Annotated in this window: 17 protein-coding genes; 11 read left to right on the top strand and 6 right to left on the bottom strand. The window is 75.9% G+C overall.

The features are described 5' to 3' along the window. Positions 1 to 54: 54 nt before the first annotated feature. Positions 55 to 1,392, bottom strand: coding sequence for a sensor histidine kinase (locus Q6349_RS03340; RefSeq protein ID WP_304602848.1), 1,338 nt, complete (start codon positions 1,390 to 1,392; stop codon positions 55 to 57). A 75-nt stretch (positions 1,393 to 1,467) separates the two neighbouring features. Here Q6349_RS03340 and Q6349_RS03335 point away from each other — a divergent pair, with 75 nt between their 5' ends. Both Q6349_RS03335 and Q6349_RS03330 read left to right on the top strand, forming a co-directional pair. Continuing rightward, complete coding sequence (locus tag Q6349_RS03335; protein ID WP_304602847.1) at positions 1,468 to 3,402, top strand: heavy metal translocating P-type ATPase; 1,935 nt, start codon at positions 1,468 to 1,470, stop codon at positions 3,400 to 3,402. Between the two features lie 22 nt (positions 3,403 to 3,424). Then, positions 3,425 to 3,901 carry a nitroreductase family deazaflavin-dependent oxidoreductase gene (locus Q6349_RS03330; RefSeq protein WP_304602846.1) on the top strand — a complete coding sequence of 159 codons (477 nt, stop codon included), beginning with the start codon at positions 3,425 to 3,427 and terminating at the stop codon, positions 3,899 to 3,901. A gap of 798 nt (positions 3,902 to 4,699) precedes the next feature. Here the strand turns inward: Q6349_RS03330 and Q6349_RS03325 are convergent. From Q6349_RS03325 to Q6349_RS03315, 3 genes are all read right to left on the bottom strand, one after another. After that, positions 4,700 to 6,829 (bottom strand): hypothetical protein, encoded by a 2,130-nt coding sequence (locus Q6349_RS03325; protein WP_304602845.1) that lies wholly within the window; start codon positions 6,827 to 6,829, stop codon positions 4,700 to 4,702. Then, on the bottom strand, positions 6,826 to 7,161 hold the full coding sequence (locus Q6349_RS03320) for a hypothetical protein (protein ID WP_304602844.1): 336 nt from the start codon (positions 7,159 to 7,161) through the stop codon (positions 6,826 to 6,828). Before Q6349_RS03320 ends, Q6349_RS03325 begins: the two co-directional genes overlap by 4 nt. Before the next feature lie 63 nt (positions 7,162 to 7,224). Then, positions 7,225 to 7,878, bottom strand: coding sequence for a hypothetical protein (locus tag Q6349_RS03315; RefSeq protein WP_304602843.1), 654 nt, complete (start codon positions 7,876 to 7,878; stop codon positions 7,225 to 7,227). A gap of 184 nt (positions 7,879 to 8,062) precedes the next feature. Here Q6349_RS03315 and Q6349_RS03310 point away from each other — a divergent pair, with 184 nt between their 5' ends. The 3 genes from Q6349_RS03310 to Q6349_RS03300 all read left to right on the top strand — a co-directional run bounded on the left by Q6349_RS03310 (position 8,063) and on the right by Q6349_RS03300 (position 10,472). Next, positions 8,063 to 8,545, top strand: a complete 483-nt coding sequence (locus tag Q6349_RS03310) for a hypothetical protein (RefSeq protein WP_171246136.1) — start codon at positions 8,063 to 8,065, stop codon at positions 8,543 to 8,545. 50 nt (positions 8,546 to 8,595) lie between these two features. Next, positions 8,596 to 9,453 carry an alpha/beta fold hydrolase gene (locus tag Q6349_RS03305; RefSeq protein ID WP_304602842.1) on the top strand — a complete coding sequence of 286 codons (858 nt, stop codon included), beginning with the start codon at positions 8,596 to 8,598 and terminating at the stop codon, positions 9,451 to 9,453. Between the two features lie 101 nt (positions 9,454 to 9,554). Continuing rightward, positions 9,555 to 10,472 (top strand): ribokinase, encoded by a 918-nt coding sequence (locus Q6349_RS03300; RefSeq protein WP_304602841.1) that lies wholly within the window; start codon positions 9,555 to 9,557, stop codon positions 10,470 to 10,472. 16 nt (positions 10,473 to 10,488) lie between these two features. Here the strand turns inward: Q6349_RS03300 and Q6349_RS03295 are convergent, their stop codons facing one another. After that, positions 10,489 to 11,865 (bottom strand): NAD(P)-binding protein, encoded by a 1,377-nt coding sequence (locus Q6349_RS03295; protein WP_304602840.1) that lies wholly within the window; start codon positions 11,863 to 11,865, stop codon positions 10,489 to 10,491. Between the two features lie 102 nt (positions 11,866 to 11,967). Here Q6349_RS03295 and Q6349_RS03290 point away from each other — a divergent pair, with 102 nt between their 5' ends. The 3 genes from Q6349_RS03290 (at position 11,968) to Q6349_RS03280 (ending at position 13,989) form a co-directional block, all read left to right on the top strand. Then, positions 11,968 to 12,723 (top strand): SDR family NAD(P)-dependent oxidoreductase, encoded by a 756-nt coding sequence (locus Q6349_RS03290; RefSeq protein ID WP_304602839.1) that lies wholly within the window; start codon positions 11,968 to 11,970, stop codon positions 12,721 to 12,723. 166 nt (positions 12,724 to 12,889) lie between these two features. Beyond that, positions 12,890 to 13,348: a hypothetical protein gene (locus Q6349_RS03285; RefSeq protein ID WP_304602838.1), complete on the top strand. Its 459-nt coding sequence runs from the start codon at positions 12,890 to 12,892 to the stop codon at positions 13,346 to 13,348. 32 nt (positions 13,349 to 13,380) lie between these two features. Further along, entirely contained in the window at positions 13,381 to 13,989 is a 609-nt protein-coding gene (locus Q6349_RS03280; protein WP_304602837.1) for a hypothetical protein, read from the top strand. Between the two features lie 9 nt (positions 13,990 to 13,998). On the opposite strand, the gene Q6349_RS03275 is transcribed toward Q6349_RS03280, so the two are convergent. Beyond that, positions 13,999 to 16,113, bottom strand: a complete 2,115-nt coding sequence (locus tag Q6349_RS03275; RefSeq protein WP_304602836.1) for a heavy metal translocating P-type ATPase — start codon at positions 16,111 to 16,113, stop codon at positions 13,999 to 14,001. A gap of 119 nt (positions 16,114 to 16,232) precedes the next feature. Between Q6349_RS03275 and Q6349_RS03270 the strand changes: the two genes are divergently transcribed. Genes Q6349_RS03270 through Q6349_RS03260 form a run of 3 tightly spaced genes read left to right on the top strand, consistent with a single transcriptional unit; the run spans position 16,233 to position 18,667 of the window. Then, entirely contained in the window at positions 16,233 to 17,393 is a 1,161-nt protein-coding gene (locus Q6349_RS03270; RefSeq protein WP_304602835.1) for an AI-2E family transporter, read from the top strand. Between the two features lie 45 nt (positions 17,394 to 17,438). Beyond that, positions 17,439 to 18,197, top strand: a complete 759-nt coding sequence (locus Q6349_RS03265) for a MerR family transcriptional regulator (protein ID WP_304602834.1) — start codon at positions 17,439 to 17,441, stop codon at positions 18,195 to 18,197. Between the two features lie 44 nt (positions 18,198 to 18,241). Next, a complete protein-coding gene (locus tag Q6349_RS03260; RefSeq protein ID WP_304602833.1) occupies positions 18,242 to 18,667 on the top strand; it encodes a hypothetical protein in 426 nt (141 codons plus the stop codon). The last annotated feature ends 12 nt before the right edge of the window (positions 18,668 to 18,679 follow it).

Raw genomic sequence — 18,679 nt, 5'->3', positions numbered from 1 at the left:
GGTGGCCATGGGGGCGACGATACAGGCACGGCCGTGCCGCTCCGGGCCGTGCCGTCACTCGCCCAGGCGTGCCGGCAGCTCCGCGGTGACGACCAGGCCGCCGTCGGTCCCGGACCCGACGTCGAGCGTGCCCCCGAGCAGCGCCGCCCGGTGGCGCACGGCGGCGAGTCCGGGGTCCTCGCCGAAGCCGGAGGCGAGGCTCCGGCCGTCGTCGGCGACGACGATCCGCAGCCGGCCCGCGGCGACCACCAGGCGGACCTGCACACGACGTCCCCCGGTGGCGTCCCGCACGTCCCGCAGCACCTCCTGCACGATCCGGAAGGCCGCGGCGTCGACCATCGCGTCGATCGAGCCGCGGGGCACGTCGACCCGCGTGGACACGTCGACGCCGGCGGCGAGGACCGGCTGCACGAGTGCGGCCAGGCCGGCCGGACCGGTGGCCGCGGGCAGGTGCTCCCGCGCCGCGGTGTCCGCGTCGTGACCTGCCCGCGCCGGGGCGAGCGCGCCCCGCAGCAGCAGGGTCGTCGCCCGCAGCTCGTGCACGGTGGCCGACGTCGCCTCGCGCACGTGGCGCAGCGCCGTGCCGGCCGCGTCGTCGTCCCGGCCCATCGCGCCGGCCGCCACGTCGGTGTGCAGGGCCACGAGCGACAGGTTGTGGCCGACGACCTCCTGCAGGTCCAGCGCGATCCGCAGCAGCTCCTGCTGGCGGCGGTGCCGGGCGTCGTCGACCGGCACGTCCGGCGCGTCCGGTGCGTCCGGTGCGTCCGGTGCGTCCGGTGTGTGCGGGGCGCTCGGTGCGGTCGCCGTGGAGGGTGCCGGCGGCGTGGGGGGTTCGTCCGGTCCGAGCGTTCCGGCCCCCGCCACGGCCGGCGGCGCAGCCGACTGCGCGGTACGTCGCCACCGGAGCAGCAGGCCGAGGCACACGGCCGCCGTCACCAGCGCCGCGCCGAGGACCAGCTCCACGAGCGAGTCGGAGGCGAGACCCGTCCCGGGCGGTCCGAGGGCCGGTGCCGTGACGACCAGCGCCGCGCCGGCCCCGGCCGCCCAGCGCTCGTGCCCCTGCGCGGTGGCCGCGCAGAGCGCCGTCACCGCGGCCAGCGGCGTCCCCAGCGCCCCGAGCCCCTCCGCGGCGCACACGAGGACGCCGACGGAGGTCAGCACCACCATCAGGACCGGGGCGGGCCGCCGCAGCAGCACCAGGAGGCCGAAGCCGACCGCCGCGAGGACACCGAGGAGCCCCGCGTGCTGACCGACCAGGACGGCGCCGGTGAGCACCAGCATCGTCCCCAGCGCCGCCGCGACGTCGACCAGCCAGGGCGCCGGGCGCGGGGCAGGCGCGACGGTGGCGTCGTCGACGTCGACGACACCTCCGGGGACCGGCAGGGCGGGCACGTCGACAGCGTAGGGCCGACTCCCCGCCCGTGCAGTCGGGAGGCCGGAGGTCCGGTCCGGCGGGACGATGGACCCATGAGCGGACCGTCGGCACCGACCGGTGCCGGATCAGACGGGGTGCGGCGCACACGGCTGCGGTGGTTCGTGCAGCGCTACCCCTGGGTGGCGGCATCCCTGCTGGTGCTGGTCGTCGTGCTCGGGCTGCTGGCCGGCGGCCAGGAGACGACGGCGCGCTGGGCCGGGTCCGCCTGGGCGCTGGTCGTGGGCCTGCGCGTCGCCGGGCACATGGTCCGTGACGTCCTCGCCGGGCACTGGGGCGTCGACCTGCTCGCGCTGACCGCGATCGTCGCGACGGTCGTCGTCGGCGAGTACGTGGCGTCGCTGGTCGTCGTGCTCATGCTGACCGGTGGGCAGGCGCTGGAGGACTTCGCCGCGCACCGGGCGCGCCAGGAGCTGCGCGCGCTGCTGGAACGCGCACCCACCCGTGCCCACCGGCTGGGACCCGACGGCACGATCACCGACGTCGACGTCGCCGACCTCGGTCCCGGCGACCTCGTCCTCGTCCGCCCCGCCGAGGTGGTGCCGGTGGACGCCGAGCTGGTGGGGCCGGAGACCGACTTCGACGAGTCCTCGCTCACCGGCGAGAGCCTGCCGGTCACCCGGCACGTCGGGGACCCGGTGCTCTCCGGCGCGCTGAACACCGAGCAGGCCGTCACCCTGCGGGCCACGGCGGCCGCGGCGGACAGCCAGTACGCCCGCATCGTGGCCATGGTCCGTGAGGCCGCCGAGTCCCGGGCGCCGGTGGTACGCCTCGCGGACCGGTACGCCGTGCCCTTCACCCTCTTCGCCTTCCTCGTCGCGGGGGCCGCGTGGGTCTACCACCGCGACCCCACCGTGGTGGCCGAGGTGCTCGTGGTCGCCACCCCGTGCCCGCTGCTCATCGCCGCCCCGGTGGCGTTCCTCGGCGGCATGAGCCGGGCGGCCCGGCACGGCCTCATCGTCAAGGACGCCGGCACCCTGGAGCAGCTGTCCGCGGTGCGGTCCGTCGCCTTCGACAAGACCGGCACCATCACCCTCGGCCGTCCCACGCTGCTGGCCGTCCACCCCCGCCCGCCGTGGAGCGCGGACGAGCTGCTGCGGCTCGCGGCGTCGGCCGAGCAGTACTCCTCGCACGTGCTGGCCACCACCATCCAGGACGCCGCCACGCGGCGCGGGCTGGACCTGCTCGGCGCCCGGAGCGCCCGGGAGGAGGCGACGCACGGCGTCGCGGCCGACGTCGGCGGCCACGACGTGGTCGTCGGCAAGCGGCAGCGGGTCGCCGCCGCCGCGCCCGACGTCGAGGAGCAGACCCTGGGGCCGGGCGAGCTCGCCGTCTACGTGGCCGTCGACGACCGCTTCGCCGGCACGCTGGTGATGAGCGACCCCGCCCGCTCCGACGCCCGGCGCACGATGGACGAGCTCGCCGGTCTCGGGATCACGCGCACGATGATGCTCAGCGGCGACTCCCGCTCCACCGCCGAGCACATCGCCGCGGCGGTGGGCATCGCCCGCGTGGACGCCGAGTGCCTGCCCCAGGACAAGGTGCGCATCGTCCGTGACCTGCCGGACCGGCCCGTGATGATGGTCGGGGACGGGGTCAACGACGCCCCGGTCCTGGCCGCCGCCGAAGTCGGCGTGGCGATGGGGGCGCGCGGTTCGACGGCGGCCAGCGAGTCCGCCGACGTGGTCATCCTCACCGAGGACCTCGTCCGGACGGCCACCGCCGTGCGGGTCGGACGACGGACCATGACCGTCGCCCTGCAGAGCATCTGGCTGGGGATCGCGCTGTCCGTGGTCCTCATGGGGATCGCCGCCACCGGCGTGATCCCGGCCGTCCTCGGGGCCCTGAGCCAGGAGGTCGTCGACCTGCTCGCGATCCTCAACGCGTTGCGCGCCCTGCAGGACGACCGTCACGACCGGGTGCGCCGTCCGGCGCCGACCGTCCCGGCCGAGGGGGCGGGCGCCCGCTGAGGGGCGGCGCTACCGTGGCGGCATGGGTCTGGTCACCCGCATGCTGCGCACCCGCTGGCTGGTCCGCGCACCGATCTGGCTGTACCGCGCCGGCCTCGGAGCGCTGCTCGGCGACCGGCTGCTGATGCTGCAGCACCGGGGGCGCACGACGGGCGAGACGCGCTTCGTGGTGCTCGAGGTCGTCGGGCGGCCCTCCGCGGACCGGCTGGTGGTGGCCTCTGGGCTCGGACCCCGTCCCCAGTGGTACCGCAACGTCGTGGTCGAGCCCCGGGTGCTGGTCTCCGTGGGCCGGCGGCGTGACGTGCGTGCCGTCGCCGAACCGCTCGACCCCGAGGCCGGTGTGGCGCGGCTCGAGGAGTACGCCGCACAGCATCCCGCCGCCTGGGCGGCGCTGCGGCCGGTCGTGTCCGAGTGGGCCGAACCCCTGGGCGCCGCCCGGGGCGAACCCGACTGGCGGCGCGTCGTCCCGGTGGTCGAGCTGCGGCTCCTGGACGGCTGACCGGCGCGGTCGCCGCGTCGGCGCTCACGGGCGCGTCCGGCCCGGGCCCGGTCGCCGGCGGGTCGGCGCACACCGCCGTCGCGACCCGGTCGACCAGGGCGTCGACCGTGAGGTCCGGCGGCACGTCGGCACCGACCGGTGCCCGCGTCGCCACGAGGACGAGCGCCTCGCACGCCACGGTCGCGACGGCGGTCACACGCCACCGTGCCCCCGTGCGGTCGGTCTCGACCGCGGTGAGACCGGTCAGGACCGGCGCCGGTCCGTCCGCCGGGCCGGGCCCCGTCAGCGGGCGCACCGCCGTCAGCGACGCACCGCCGCGCCGGGCCGTCTCCTGCAGGCGTTCGCGCCGGCCGGGCCGGTGGACCCGGTCGTGCATCTCGTCGCGGCGGAACGCCGCTGCCCCGGGGCCGGCCTCCACCGAGGCCACCACGCTCGTGTAGACCTCCACGTCCCCCTGGCGGACCCCGGCCGTCGCGGTCACCGTGTCCTCCTCGACCGCGAGCCGCAGCGGCCTGCCGTCGGCGAGGTAGCGCTGGCCCGGCAGCAGGTACGGCGCCGGGTCGTGCGGCGGGACCGTGGACACCCATCGCGCCTCGACCGGGACCGGCTCCGTGCTCCCGGCGGGGAAGTCGTCCGGCGTCAGTGCCCAGGTACCCGGGTGCCACCGCTGCTGCAGGGCGGCGCGCAGCGGCGGGCCGCCGACCAGCACCGCGACGAGCAGCGCGAAGAGCACCGCCGTCGCGACGGGCACGACGACCTCTCCCCGCCAGCCGCGGGTCGGCGCCTCGTGGCCGGCCGTCACGACCGCTCTCCCAGCCGCCGCCCCAGGCCCGAGTGCACGTCGAAGGACTCGCGGAACGTGATGGTCATGGTCTGCGAGTCCGCCGCCCAGCGTCGTGCGGCGTCGTCGATCGCGTCGGGCGGCAGACCCCGGTCGGCCAGCTCCCGGCGCCACGCGGTCTCGAAGGGCGTCACGACCCGTTCCCGCAGCGCGTCCTCGGTCGCGAGCACCTCCTCACGGGCGGCACCGACGTGGTCGGGCCCCAGCGGCGGCAGGAGCGTGCCGAGCCCGAGCAGGCCGAGCGATGTCCTCGCCCCGACCGGCGTCGTGGCCAGGTTCAGCCCGGTCGAGTACAGCAGCGCGTCCTCGGCGGCGGCGTCCTGGGCGACGGAGATCGTGCCTGAGGCGATGGAGCCGACGACGGCGGCCCCGTCCGCGACGCCGGCCTGCGCGAGCGCTTCCGCGTCGGCGGCCCCGACACCCTCCGCCGTCGCCGTGGCGGCGGCCGCGGCCACCGCGACGTCGACCTGCCGCAGCCAGTGACCGGAGGCGGTCTCCGTGGTCGAGGTCGCGGCGACGACGTCCCGGAGCGCGAACGCGTCCAGCCGGGGCTGCACGACGTCCGGCACCGGTTCGGCGCCCTCCGCCAGCGGGGGCAGCCCCCGGACGCCCGGCGCGGGCGGCGAGCCGTCGGCCGACGGGTGCCACGCGGCGTCGTCGGCCGAGACGAGGTACGGCGCGTACGCCGCCGCGACGTGCCGGCTCGCGGCGTCGGACACCGGGTACGCCCCCGCGAGCAGGCCCCCGGGCGCGACGAGCGCCGTCGTGGCCGCGGACGTCGCCAGGGCCGCCCGGACCTGCTGCGGGGCGTCGGCACCGGGGTGCGTCCCGGCGCCGACGGCGGCGGCGAGCAGGGCGGTGACGGCGGTGCCGCCGTCGGGCCAGCCGTCCGGCGGTGCCACGCCGAACCAGGCGTGCGCGCGGTCGGTCACGTCGGCGGCGGTGGTGCCGGGCGGTGCCAGGTGACGCAGGGCGGCGTCCGGGTCGGCGGCCAGCCCGGTGGCGACCGCCACGGTGAGGGTGCCGGTCGCGGCGGTGTCGGCCTCGGTGCTGCCGGTCGCACCGTGGCGCTCGACGAGGGCGTCCGCCGCACCGCGGTGGACGTCGGCCGGCAGGGCGGGGCGCAGCAGCGCGGCGGCGAGGTCGGCCCGGTCGCCGAGCTCGTGGAAGCCAGGAGGCAGCGCGGAGACCAGGGCGTTCCCCAGCGCGTACCGCTCGGTCGGCGTGGCGTGCTGCGCCCAGGCGGCCAGGCCGGTGGCCAGCGCCTCCCGGGTCGGCCCGGCGACGGCCCGGACGCCCAGCGCGGCGTACAGCTCGGCGGGCCCGACCCGTTCCCACAGGGCCGTCCACAGCACCGGGTCGTCGCCGGCCGCGGCCAGGGCGGCGACCGCCCCCTCGCGGAGCTCCTGGCGCTCCGCGGGGTCGGCGCCGGTGGCGGCCCCCGCCGACAGCCGCTCCGCGAGCCGCACGCCGTCGGCCCAGCGGCTGCCGAGGTCCGCCAGGGTCGTGCCGTCGGCGACCGCCCACCGCACGAGGTCGGGGTGCCCGAGCCCGCCGAGCCGGCGGGCGGCGACCCGGGAGCTGGTCTCCTTGGTCTCCCGCACGCGGTACCACCGGCGCTCGGCGTCGAGGACGTCGTCGTGGGCGGCGTCCCGGCGTGCCCGTGCCTCCGCGGCGAGCCGTGCCGCGTCCAGGTGGCGCAGGTCCGCCATGTCGAGACCCAGCCGCCAGGCCGCGGCCTCGTCGGCCTCGGCCCGGCGCACCCGCGTCCACGCCTCCTGGCGCTGCGCGATCGCCTGGAGAGCCTCGTGCTGCTCGCGGGCCAGCCCCGCCGCGCGGTCGGCCAGCACGTGCGCCGTCTCGCGCAGCACCCGGTCGCTCAGCCGGACCCGAGCCATCAGGTCGTCCAGCACCGCCCGGGCCGTGTCGACGGCGGCCGACCGGTGGCGCGTCATGGTCGTGTCCAGGCCGACCAGGTCGGAGTGCACCGTGGACAGGGCGGCGGCCGCGCGCGAGGCGCCGCTCGCCAGGGAGTCGAGGACGTCGGGCGACCCGCTCAGGGGCTCGAACGGCCGGTCCGCCGTCATCCGGCACCGTCCGTGCGAACCACCGGGGCGGGCGTCACGGCGGCGGCGACGCGTTGCGCCGTCGTGCCCTCGGCGGTGTCGAAGGTGGCGGCGGTCCGCGCGAGCCGGTCCCCGAGACCCTCCAGGGTCGCGGCGAGCGTGGCCCGGAGCGGTCCCCATGCCGCCGTCAGGTCGTCGATCGCGGCGCCGAGCGCGGGGTCGCCGGCCGCCGCACCGGCACCGGTCCCGGTGAGATCGTCGGCCATCGCGGCCGGGTCCAGCCGGCCCGCGGCAGCGTGCGCCCGCCGTCCGGCCGCGGCGAGGTCGTCGGTGTCCAGATCGAGGTGCGCCATGCGGCCGGACGCTAGTGCGCCGAGGTGCCGGCACGCCGGCGCCGTCCACAGGCTGTGGACGGCTCAGTCCCACCAGAGCCGGTACCAGTGCTCGGCCGGCCCGTCCGGCGACAGGTCACCGGGCCGGCCCCACCAGCGGGTGACCTCGTGCGGCGGGACGCGGGCGTCGTCCACCCCGAGGGAGGCGACGAACCGTTCCAGCTCGTCGCACTGGCACCCGGGGCCGTGGTGGTCACCGAGCACGAAGGCGTGGTCGGTGCGCACCAGCACCCCCTCGACCGTCACGCGTTCGTCGCAGCGGCCCGGGCCCACCACGTAGCCGTGCGCGCGCAACCGGTCGGGATGGCGGACGACGGCACGCAGCACGGTGCCGATGGTCGGGCCGTCGTTCTGCCGTTCGACGGCGAGGTAGTCGGCGTCGAGCCGGTCGAGCAGGGCGGCCGCCACCGGCTCGTCCAGTTCGGCGAACCGGTAGAAGGACGACGCACCCGCGGCATCCGGCACCAGGACGGGTTCGAGCACCTCGTGCAGACCCGCGCGCAGCACCCAGCCGTGCCGGTCGGGGCACCAGTGGTGCGGTCGGTCGGGGTCGCCCGCGAGCCGTTCCTCGGCCCGCCAGGCGGTCGCCAGGTCGACCGGCTCGGGGTGGACGAAGCGGCGGCCGGGCCGGGTGGGACGTCCGGTCGGTCCGGCGGGCGGCAGGGTCGGGGTCGGCAACGGGGCTCCTCGGGTCCGGGGACGGTGTGCAGGCCACGGTGCCGTGCCGTCGGAGTCGTCGTCGGGTCGTCGCGGCGGGTCGGTGCCCCGCTGTGGAGGCCGGGGTCGGTGGGTGGGCGTCACGCGTTGCGCCAGGGGAGAACCGGCGTGACAAGTCGCCGCCGACGGCGCATGCTCGGAACTGATGTCTGACTCCACCACGCGACCCGTGCCGCGCACCTACCCGCCGACTCCGACGAGCGAACCGGTCAGCGACGAGCTTCTCGTGGTCCACCTCAAGGGTCGAGACACGGAGTACTTCCGGCGTCCCGAGCTGATCAGCCACGAGGTCGGCGACGGCGTGCTCACGGTCACGCTGGCCGGCACCGGCGACACCCCGCGCCGCACCCGCCACTTCCCGCTCGGGGAGGTCCTCGAGTACGTCGTCGAGGCTCCCAGCGCCGCCTACGAGACGGCGTTCGACGCCTGGACGCGCGCCGAGTTCGGTGTCGACGCCGAGACCTACCGGTCGATGCGGGACACCTCCGAGGGCGTGGCGATGGCCGAGAAGATGCGACGGCAGATCGCCGAGGGCCTCGGCGTCGACCCGGACCAGGTGCACTTCGGCGGCTCCTTCACGATCGACGAGGACGACGACTGGGACTCCTCGCCCGACGACGACCAGTAGCCGCGCGGGCCGGCCGATGAGTTCCGGCCCCCCGTCACGTCGCTACCGGCATGGCCACGACGACCCGCACGCTCGACCTGCCCGGCGCCACGGTGACCTACGACGTCCGGGAACCGGCGCACGACGGCGGGCACGCCCCGCTGCTCGTGGTCGGCAACCCGATGGCGGCCGACGGCTTCGACCAGCTCGTCCCCGCGCTGGACGACCGACTCGTGGTCACCTACGACCCCCGTGGCACCGGACGGTCGCGCCCCGTCGCCGCCGACGCCCTCCTCACCGTCGACCGGCACGGTGAGGACCTGCACGCCGTCGCCCGGGCCGTCGGGCCCGGGCCGTTCGACGTCTTCGGGAGCTCGGGCGGCGCCGCGCACCCGGGCGAGGTGCGGCGGCTGGTCGCCCACGAGCCCCCGCTGACCGCGCTGCTCGCCGACCGCGACGTCGCGGTCCGGGCCCAGGCCGACATCGTGGACACCTACCGTCGCGCCGGGTTCGGCCCCGCGATGGCCAAGTTCCTGCGGCTGGTGTTCGCGACGGAACCGCTCACCGAGGACTTCCTCGACCAGCCCGACCCGGACCCGGCGGAGTTCGGCCTGCCCACGGAGGACGACGGCCGGCGCGACGACCTGCTCCTGGGGACGTCGCTGGCCGTCATGCCCGTGTGGGAGCCGCCCCTGGAGTCCCTCCGGGCGGCCACCCGCGCCGGCGGCCCGCAGGTCCTGCCCGCCGTCGGCGCCGGGTCCCTGCCCGGCGAGATGGCGTACCGGGGTGCGGTCGCGCTGGCCGAGGCCCTCGACGTCCCGGTCGTCGTCTTCCCCGGGGACCACGGCGGTTTCGCCCGGCACGAGTGGGCCCCGGACAACGACCCGGCCGCGTTCGCGACCCGGCTGCGCGAGGTCCTGGCCTGCTGACGAGCGGCGAGGCAACGCCGCCGTCACAATCGTGCGCGATCATGGGGACGGACGGTCCGTCGGCCCGTCCGTCCTGCTCACGCATCCTGGAGGCCCGAGGCATGACCTCGATCGTGGTCGTCGGCTCCGTCAACGCCGACCTCGTCGCGCGCGTCCCCGCGCTGCCCGTCACGGGGGAGACGGTGCTCGCCGACTCCATGACGGTGATCCCCGGGGGCAAGGGGGCCAACCAGGCGGTCGTGGCCGCCCGGCTCGGCGGCGACGTCGCGCTGCTCGGGGCCATCGGCTCCGACGCCTTCGCCGACATCGCGCTCGTCGGGCTGCGCGACGCCGGCGTGGACCTGGACGGGGTCGAGACGGTCGAAGGACCCACCGGTGTGGCGCAGATCTGGGTGGACGACGACGGCGAGAACTCGATCGTCGTCGTCCCGGGCGCCAACCGTGCCGTCGACGCGGACGTCGTCGCCCGCCACCACGACCTCGTGGCCGGTGCCGACGTCGTCGTGCTGCAGGGGGAGATCCCGCTGCGGGGGTCCGAGGCCGCGGCCCGCGCCGGCCGGGGCCGGGTGCTGCTCAACCTCGCGCCCGTCGTGCCGGTCGCCACCGACGTGCTGGCGCTGGCCGACCCGCTGGTGGTGAACCACGCGGAGGCCGAACGGTTGCTGGAGGAGTCCGAGCGGCCGGTGCCCGAGTCGCCGTTCGCGATCATCGCCGAGCTGCACGCTCTCGGTCCGCGGTCGGTGGTGCTCACCCTCGGCCCCGCCGGTGCCGTGGTGCTCGAGCCCGCCGCCGGGGTGGGCGAACCGGTCGTCGTGCCGACGCCGCACGTCGAGGCGGTGGACACCACGGGCGCCGGTGACGCGTTCGTCGGGGCCCTGGCCTACCGCGTCAGCCAGGGCGACACGCTCGTTGACGCGGCCCGGACGGCCGTGCGGGTCGGCGCGTTCTCCGTCGCGACCCACGGTGCCCAGCCGTCCTTCCCGACGGCCGACGACGTGCTGCCGTCCGTGCGGACCTGACGGGTCTCCCGGGACGTCATCCGGCCAGCCGCAGCAGGCCCCGCATCCCCGACTCGGTCGCCGCGCGCAGACGGGCCTGGGCGGTCTGCACCTCGGGGCGGTCGCGGTCCTGCGGTGCCACGCGGCTCGGGTTGAGGGTCGTCCCGTGCGACCAGCGGGCGAGGTCCGGGTCGGCCATGAAGGCCGCGGTCGCCAGCGCCCCGGCGGCCTGCCCGGCGACCCACTCCCGCGGGGTGGAGAAGTAGGGGGTGGACGGGCACAGCGCGTTGAGCTCGTCGTCCGGGCGCTCGCCCTGGGTGGCCTCCACGTAGCCGATGAGCGCGGCCCCGAAGCAGGGGAACCCGGCCCGCACCGGCTGGACGACGATCCGTCCGTGCGACCAGATCGGCACGGCGGGCCGCAGCCGGAGCCCCTCGGCGGCGCAGTGCACGACGACGGCGTCCCGGGGCACCGGCACGTCCCCCTCGTCCAGCCGGAGCGTCCCCGGGGACACCCGGCGCAGGTGCCCGCGGCGCACGACGCGCTCGACCGAGCGCAGCAGCTCCAGCTCCCAGCGGGCGAGCGTGGGCACGCGGGCCATCGTGGGCACGACGTCGGGGTCCAGTCGGAGCATCACCCCGGCGTCCTCGAGGCGCAGGAAGAAGTCGTCCACGGTCGGGGCCGCTGCCGCGGCCTCCATGAGCTCGGCCACCATGGTCCGGATCACCGCGGCGTCGGGCTGGACGGCGGCGCGGTCCAGCATCCACGGGTCCCGCGGGCGGACCCAGGTGATCGCGTCCGGGGAGGTGCCACGACCGAGCAGCCACACGACGGCGTCGGTGGCGGTCTTGCCGGACCCGACGACGACGAACGACCCGGCCTCGTCCGCGACGGTGGGGAGCTCCCCCACTGGAACCCACCGTGCACCCTCGTCCACGGCGAACGGCGGCGGGGTCAGCGCCGGGATCGAGGGGGCGAGGTAGTGCGCGTCCACGACCCGACGGCGCACGCGGATCTCCCGCGTCTCGCCGGTGTCGAGCGCGACGACCGAGCCGTCGTCGGCCATCTCGTGCCCGCCGAGGAACATCGCCCGTCCGGACGCCAGGAACCGGTCGGCCAGCACCCGGTCGTAGTAGCCGCAGACCTCGGCGCCCGTGGCGCGCACGTGCAGACCGGCCTCGGGGCCGGAGGTCTGGATGCCGCCGTCGAGGGAGGTGGACGCCACGCCGTAGAAGGAGGAGGCCTGGTGCAGCCGCACGAACGGGTAGGCGTCGCGCCAGTGCCCGCCGGCGGCGTCGCGGCGGTCGACGATCGTCACGTGGGCGTCGGAATGGTCCAGCAGCGTGTCCGCGAACGCCATCCCGGTCGCACCCGCGCCGACGACGAGGTAGTCCGTCTCCAGGACCTGGCCCATCTGTTCATCATGGCACGGTCGTCACGTCCGTCATGTGGCGGGCGTGGGCCCGGTCACGGACTTAGCGTGAAGGGACAGGCGCCGACGAGGGAGTGGTCCGCGATGACGTTCGAGGGCAAGGTGGCGCTGGTGACCGGCGCCGGGTCAGGGCTCGGCGAGGCGATCAGCAAGCAGCTGGCTGCACGGGGAGCCAAGGTCGTCGGGACGGACATCCGGCTCGACGCGGCGCAGCGTGTCGCCGACGAGATCAAGGCCGCAGGTGGTGAGGCGACGGCCGTGCAGCAGGACACGGCGAGCTTCGACGACGCGGTGCGGGTGGTCGACACCGCGAAGCAGGCCTACGGCGCGCTCCACTACGCGGTCAACAACGCGGGGATCGGAGGCAACGCGGCGCCGGCGGGCGAGCTCGACGTGGAGGACTGGAAGCGTGTCATCGACATCAACCTCCACGGTGTCCTGTTCGGCATGCGCGCTCAGATCCCGGCGATGCTCGAGAAGGACCCGTCCGGGTGCGCCATCGTGAACATGGCGTCCATCCACGGCACCGTGGCCGCGATCGGCAACGGGGCGTACACGGCCTCCAAGCACGGCGTCGTGGGGATCACGAAGAACGCGGCGGCCGAGTACGGCCCGGCCGGCCTGCGGATCAACTGCGTCGGGCCCGGATACATCCGCACGCCGCTGCTCGAGGGGGTCCTGACCCCCGAGCTGGAGGAGGTGCTGGTCTCCAAGCACATGCTCGGTCGGCTCGGCGAGGCGGACGAGGTCGCGAGCGTCGTGCGGTTCCTCCTGTCCGAGGAGGCGTCCTTCGTCACCGGCGCCTACTGGCTCATCGACGGCGGGTACACGGCGGTCTGACGTCCCGGTCCCGAGTGCACCTGGAGTTCACCTGATCGACGAGTGATGGTCATCTCGCTGCCGTGCCGCCGCCACGGCGAGGCAGCACGATGAGGCGTGCCGCGGGGTCGTCGGGTCGTCGTCACCGACCCCCCGGGCGACGGACATCAGCCTTGGGGGAGGCCACATGCCGGTCCGCATCGAGCAGCGCACGCCGTTCGGCACGGTCGACCGTGCCTGGCAGGCCGAGGCTCTCGGCACGGACGAGTGGGGGGACTGGTTCGCGGTGCCGGACCACGGACTGCTGCTGCTGCCGGTGGCGGACCCCTGGGTCGCGTGGTTCCGGCACGACGGCTCGGTGCGTGTGGACGTCGCCACCGAGGTGTCCGTCGCGTCGACGCTGAGCTCGTTCGTCGGGCTGGGTCTCGACGTCGTGCGGGACGCCGACGGCACGGTGCGGGCACCGGAGCGTGCGGGGTTCGTCCGCCGTTCACCGTCGTACCCCCGGGCCTGGGTCGACCTGGCGTGGGAGGCCCGCGAGGACGTGCGGCGGGACGTCGCCCGCGCGACCGAGCCGTTCGGGAGGGCACCGGACGCCTGGCTCGACCGGGCGCCGCGCCCGACGACCCGCGGCCTGTCCGCCTGACCTGACCAGTACGTCGACGAGAGGAGACCGCCGTGGACCTGCCGGCCGTCCTCGACCTCGGGCTGCGGCTCGCGGTCCTGGGCCTGGTGCTCGGTGCGATGGTCGTGCACGCCTACCGGACCCGGGGCGACCGCCCTTCCGAGCGCGAGGTCGCGGCGACGGCGCGGACCGTGCCGGTCGTGGCGCTCGCGCGCGCCCTCGGGGCCTTCGTGGCGCTGGGACTGTTCGGGTTCGCGCTGGAGAGATTCACCGGCAGCGGTCCGGGTCTGTGGATCCCGCTGCTGGTCGGGGTGCCCGCGGTCGGGCTGCTGCGGGTCACCGTCGTGCCGCTGCTGCGCGACGTCGCCGACGCCGTCCACCCGCGCGTCGTGGTCGGCACGGTCACCGACCGCCGCCGTCGTGTGGAGCGGGCCGTGGGCCAGGACGGGCCGCTGGGGCAGGCGGCCTTCTACGTCACGGTGGTCGACGACGCCGGGGCGATCCGGGAGTACCGGCTCCGGCGGGAGGCGTACCGGCAGGTCGCGCGCGGGGACCAGGTGCGGGTCGCGACGTCCGGGCTGCGCGGCAGCGACACCCACTCCCTGGTTCCGCTGCACGCACCGGCCGTCGCCGGTGCGGGCGCCGGTCCCCGCGCCCGCTGAGCGACCGGCTCAGTCCCTCGCGGCCGGGCCGCCCGGCCGCAGGTCGAGGCGCCGCAGGAGCTGGGCGTTGAGAGCCACGACCACGGTCGAGGCGGACATCAGCAGGGCGCCCACCGACATCGGCAGGACGAACCCGACCGGGGCGAGCACGCCGGCGGCGAGCGGCACGGCCAGCAGGTTGTAGCCGGCCGCCCACCACAGGTTCTGCTTCATCTTCCGGTAGGTCGCTCGGGACAGCTCGATGACGGAGAGCACCGACCGCGGGTCGTCGCTGGCCAGGACGACCCCGGCGGAGGCGATCGCGACGTCGGTGCCGGCGCCGATCGCGATCCCGACGTCGGCCTGGGCGAGGGCGGGTGCGTCGTTGACGCCGTCGCCGACCATCGCGACCTTGCGTCCTTCGCGCTGCAGCTCGGCCACGCGGTCGGACTTGTCCTCGGGCCGCACCCCGGCGAACCAGCGGTCGATGCCGAGCTCCTCGGCCACCGACCGCGCCACGGCCTCGGCGTCGCCGGTGATCATGACGACCTGGAGACCCTGCGCGTGCAGGGCACGGACCGCCTGCGCGGACTCCGGGCGCACCTCGTCGGCGAGCTCGAGCGCACCGACGACGCGGCGGTCGCGCAGCACGTGCAGGACGGTGGCCCCGTGGTCGCGCCACCCCGCGGCCTCCGGGGCCTCGTCGGCGCCGGTCTCCTCCAGGAGCCGCGGTCCGCCGACCCGGACCTCGCTGCCGTCCACGGTCGCCGTGACGCCGAGCCCGGGCTCGGAGGAGAAGTCGCCCGCCCGGGGGACGTCGAGGCCGCGGTCGCTCGCCGCGGCCACGATCGCGCGGGCCAGCGGGTGCTCGCTGTCGGCCTCGGCCGCGGCGGCCAGCGCCAGCACGGCGTCCTCGTCGAGGTCAGCGGTCGCGGCGACGTCGCCCAGCGCGGGCTCGCCGCGCGTCAGGGTGCCGGTCTTGTCGAACAGGACCGTGTCGACCGTCCGCATGCTCTCCAGAGCGAGGCGGTCCTTGACCAGCACGCCGCCGCGGGCCGCCCGCTCGGTGGCGATGGAGACGACGAGCGGGATCGCCAGGCCGAGGGCGTGCGGGCAGGCGATGACGAGCACGGTGATCGTGCGCACGACGGCCTCGTCGGGGCTGCCGGTCGCGGTCCAGACGGCCGCGGTGACCACGGCCGCACCGAGTGCGTACCAGAACAGCCAGGCCGCGGCGCGGTCGGCCAGCCGCTGCGCCCGGGAGGACGACGACTGCGCCTCGCTCACCAGGCGCTGGATGCCGGCGAGGGTCGTGTCGTCGCCGGTCGCGGTGACCTCGACGCGCAGCGCCGAGTCGGTGGCCACGGTGCCGGCGGTGACCTGGTCCCCGTCGGTGCGCGTCACGGTGCGGGACTCGCCGGTGACCATGGACTCGTCCATCTCGGCACGGCCGTCCACGACGCGGCCGTCGGCCGGGACGCTGCCCCCGGGGCGGACCAGGACGACGTCGCCGGTGTGCAGGTCCGTCGGGGAGACGGTCTCGGTCCCGGTGTCGGTGACGCGCTCGGCCTCGTCGGGCAGCAGGGCGGCCAACGAGTCGAGCGCGGAGGTGGTCCGGGCCAGGGACCGCATCTCCACCCAGTGGCCCAGCAGCATGATCACCACCAGCAGGGCGAGCTCCCACCAGAAGTCGAGACCGCCGTCCAGCACGCCGAGGCTCGCCCCGAGCGACGCGAGGAAGGCGACGGTGATCGCCAGGCCGATGAGCAGCATCATCCCGGGGGTCCGCGAGCGCAGCTCGCTCCAGGCCCCGGTGAGGAACGGGCGGCCGCCCCAGAGGTAGATCACGGTGCCCAGGACGGGGGAGACCCACGGGACCCAGCTGGCGTCGGGCAGGTCGTAGCCGAGCAGCATCGCGAAGGTGCTCGACATCGCGACCGTCGGGACGGCCAGTACCAGCATGATCCAGAACAGCTGCCGGAACTGGGCGACGTGGTCCCCATGGCCCGCGTGGCCGCCGTGGCCCGCGTGGCCGCCGTGGCCCGCGTGGTCCTCGTGGCTCCCGGTGTGCTCGGTCTGGTCCGTGCGCTCGGCGTGCTCAGTGCGCTCGGCGTGCCCGGTGTGGTCCGTGTGCGACGTGGCCATGGAACTCCTTCCGTCTCCGTCCACGGTATACCCACCAGGGGTATCCATCCATCGGCGGTTCGGGCGCGTGACGTGGGGCAGGACGAGAAAGATCGTCGGCGCGGTGCCACGCTGAACCGATGGACAACTCGTCACCCTCCGGGCAGGTCGCCCGCCTGTGGAACGACCGGCTCGGGCGGCCCGCGATCCGCGCGGCCCAGGTGCTCCTGCTGCTCGCGCTGGCCGCCTGCGTGGTCTTCGCCCTGACCCGGCTGTCGCTGCTGGTGATCCCGGTGCTCATCGCCATGGTCGTCGCCGCGGCCCTGGCCCCGCTGGTCGGTTTCCTGCGTCGCCGGGGGTGGCCGGCGCTGCTGGCGACGTGGACCACGCTCCTGGCGGGCCTCGTCCTGCTCGGGCTGGTGGTGTGGCTCGTGACCCTGGCGTTCCAGGACGAGTGGCCGAACCTCGTCGAGGAGGCCGGCCGCGGGATCGACGAGCTCGAGGCCTTCCTCACCGACGGGCCGCTGGGGATCAGCCCGGATCAGATCGAGTCCGTCCGGCAGTCGGCGGTGGACGCGCTGTCGAGCGAGCAGGTGCAGTCCGGGGCCATCCGCGGGGCGACCGCGGCGGCGGAGGCCGTCGCGAGCCTGCTGCTCGGCGTCGTCGTGCTGTTCTTCCTCCTCAAGGACGGCCGCAGCATGTTCGCGTTCCTCATCACCCCGCTGCGCGAGGCCACGCGGCAGCGGGCCCAGCGGGTCGGGGAGCGTTCGGTCGAGGTGCTCGGCGGGTACCTGCGCGGCACGGCGATCGTCGCGACGGTCGACGCCGTCTTCATCGGTGTCGGCCTGCTGATCATCGGTGTCCCGCTGGCGCTGCCGCTGGCGGCGGTCGTCTTCCTCGGGGCGTTCATCCCGCTCATCGGCGCGGTCCTCGCGGGTGCCCTGGCCGCCCTCGTGGCGCTGGTGACGAACGGTCTGGTGGCGGCCCTCGTCGTGGTCGCGCTCGTGGTCGCCGTGAACCAGCTCGAGGGCGACCTGCTGGCACCGGTCGTCATGGGCAAGGTCCTGTCGCTGCACCCGCTCGTCGTGCTCTCGGCCCTGACGGCCGGCACGATCCTCGCCGGCATCGTCGGTGCGCTGCTGGCGGTGCCGATCACGGCCGTCGCCTGGGCGGCGGTCAAGGAGTGGAACGCCACGGCGCCGCCGGGGAAGCAGCTGGTGCCGGACCACGCGTCGGAGACGGACAGTCCCTCCTCGGAGCCGGAGCCGGCCGGCGCCGAGTCCCCGACCACGGACGGCTGACGACCCCTTGCTGTTGACGCGGCGTCAACCTCTAGCGTCGGTGCCATGAGCCGTTCCATCCAGGACGTCGCCCGCCTCGCGGGGGTCTCGAGCCGCACCCTGCGGCACTACGACCGCATCGGCCTGCTGCCGCCGTCGGGCACCGGGCACGGTGGGCTGCGCCGCTACGACGACGCCGCGATCCGGCGCCTGCAGCGCATCCTGATGCTGCGCGACCTCGGGCTGCCGCTCGCCCGGATCGCCGAGGTCCTGGACGCCGGCACCGACGAGGCCACCGCCCTGCGCGGCCATCTCGCGGTGCTGCACGACGAGCGCGGCCGGATCGACCGGCAGATCGCCTCGGTGGAACGCACGCTCGCCGCACTGACCGAGAGGAGGCCGATCATGGCCGAGGAGATGCTGGACGGGTTCGACCACACGCAGTACGCCGACGAGGTGACCGAGCGCTGGGGCGCCGACGCCTACCGCGAGTCCGACGCCTGGTGGCGCGGTCTCGGCGTCGACGGGCAGGCCGACTTCCGTGAGAAGGCCGAGGCGCTGGGCCGCGCGTGGGTCGACGCCGCGCAGCGGGGCGTCGACCCGGAGTCGCCCGAGGCGCAGACCCTCGCTGCTCGCCACGTCGAGTGGCTCGGCTCGATCCCCGGGACGCCCGGGGCCGACGTCGGGCGCCCGCCGAAGGAGTACGTCCTGGGGCTCGCCGAGATGTACGTCGCCGACGAGCGGTTCGCCGCGCACTACGGCGGCGTCGAGGGGGCGACCTTCGTGCGCGACGCCCTGCGGGCCCACGCCGAGCGGGAGCTCTGACGACCCGCAGGGCTACGACCGGGCGGGGGTGGGAGACTGGCCGGGTGAGTGACGACTGGGCCCGGCAGCGCACCGAGGCCGCCCACGAGCACGCCGCCCGGTTGGCCGCCCGGCAGGACGCCGAGCACCGCCGCGCCGAGGAGTTCCTCGCCCGGTTCGTCGCGGCGGCCCGCGAGGTCGGGCCGGACCCCGAGCCGCTGCAGGTCAAGGGGTACGGCGGTCGCGGCACCGCCCGGACACCGCTGCAGGGCTGGTACCTGCGCGCCGACCGCACCGCCGCCGTCTCCACGGACGCTGAGTTCTACGTGCTCACCGCGCCGCTGACCCTGCTCGACCGGGTGCGGGGGGTGCGCCCGGCCGCGACCCGTCCGCCGCTCGTGCTCGGTGCCGGCGGCAAGGACGGGGACTCCATCGACCTCGTCGACGCGCTCGAGCGGCTGGTGCCCGGCTGGCGGGACCGCACGGCGTAGCAGCCGGTGCGC

It is taken from the genome of Isoptericola sp. 178 (assembly GCF_030586525.1).
Lineage (GTDB): Bacteria > Actinomycetota > Actinomycetes > Actinomycetales > Cellulomonadaceae > Isoptericola > Isoptericola sediminis.
The sequence above is the reverse complement of the archived record's forward strand: the minus strand, read 5'-3'. Positions and strand labels throughout refer to the sequence as shown.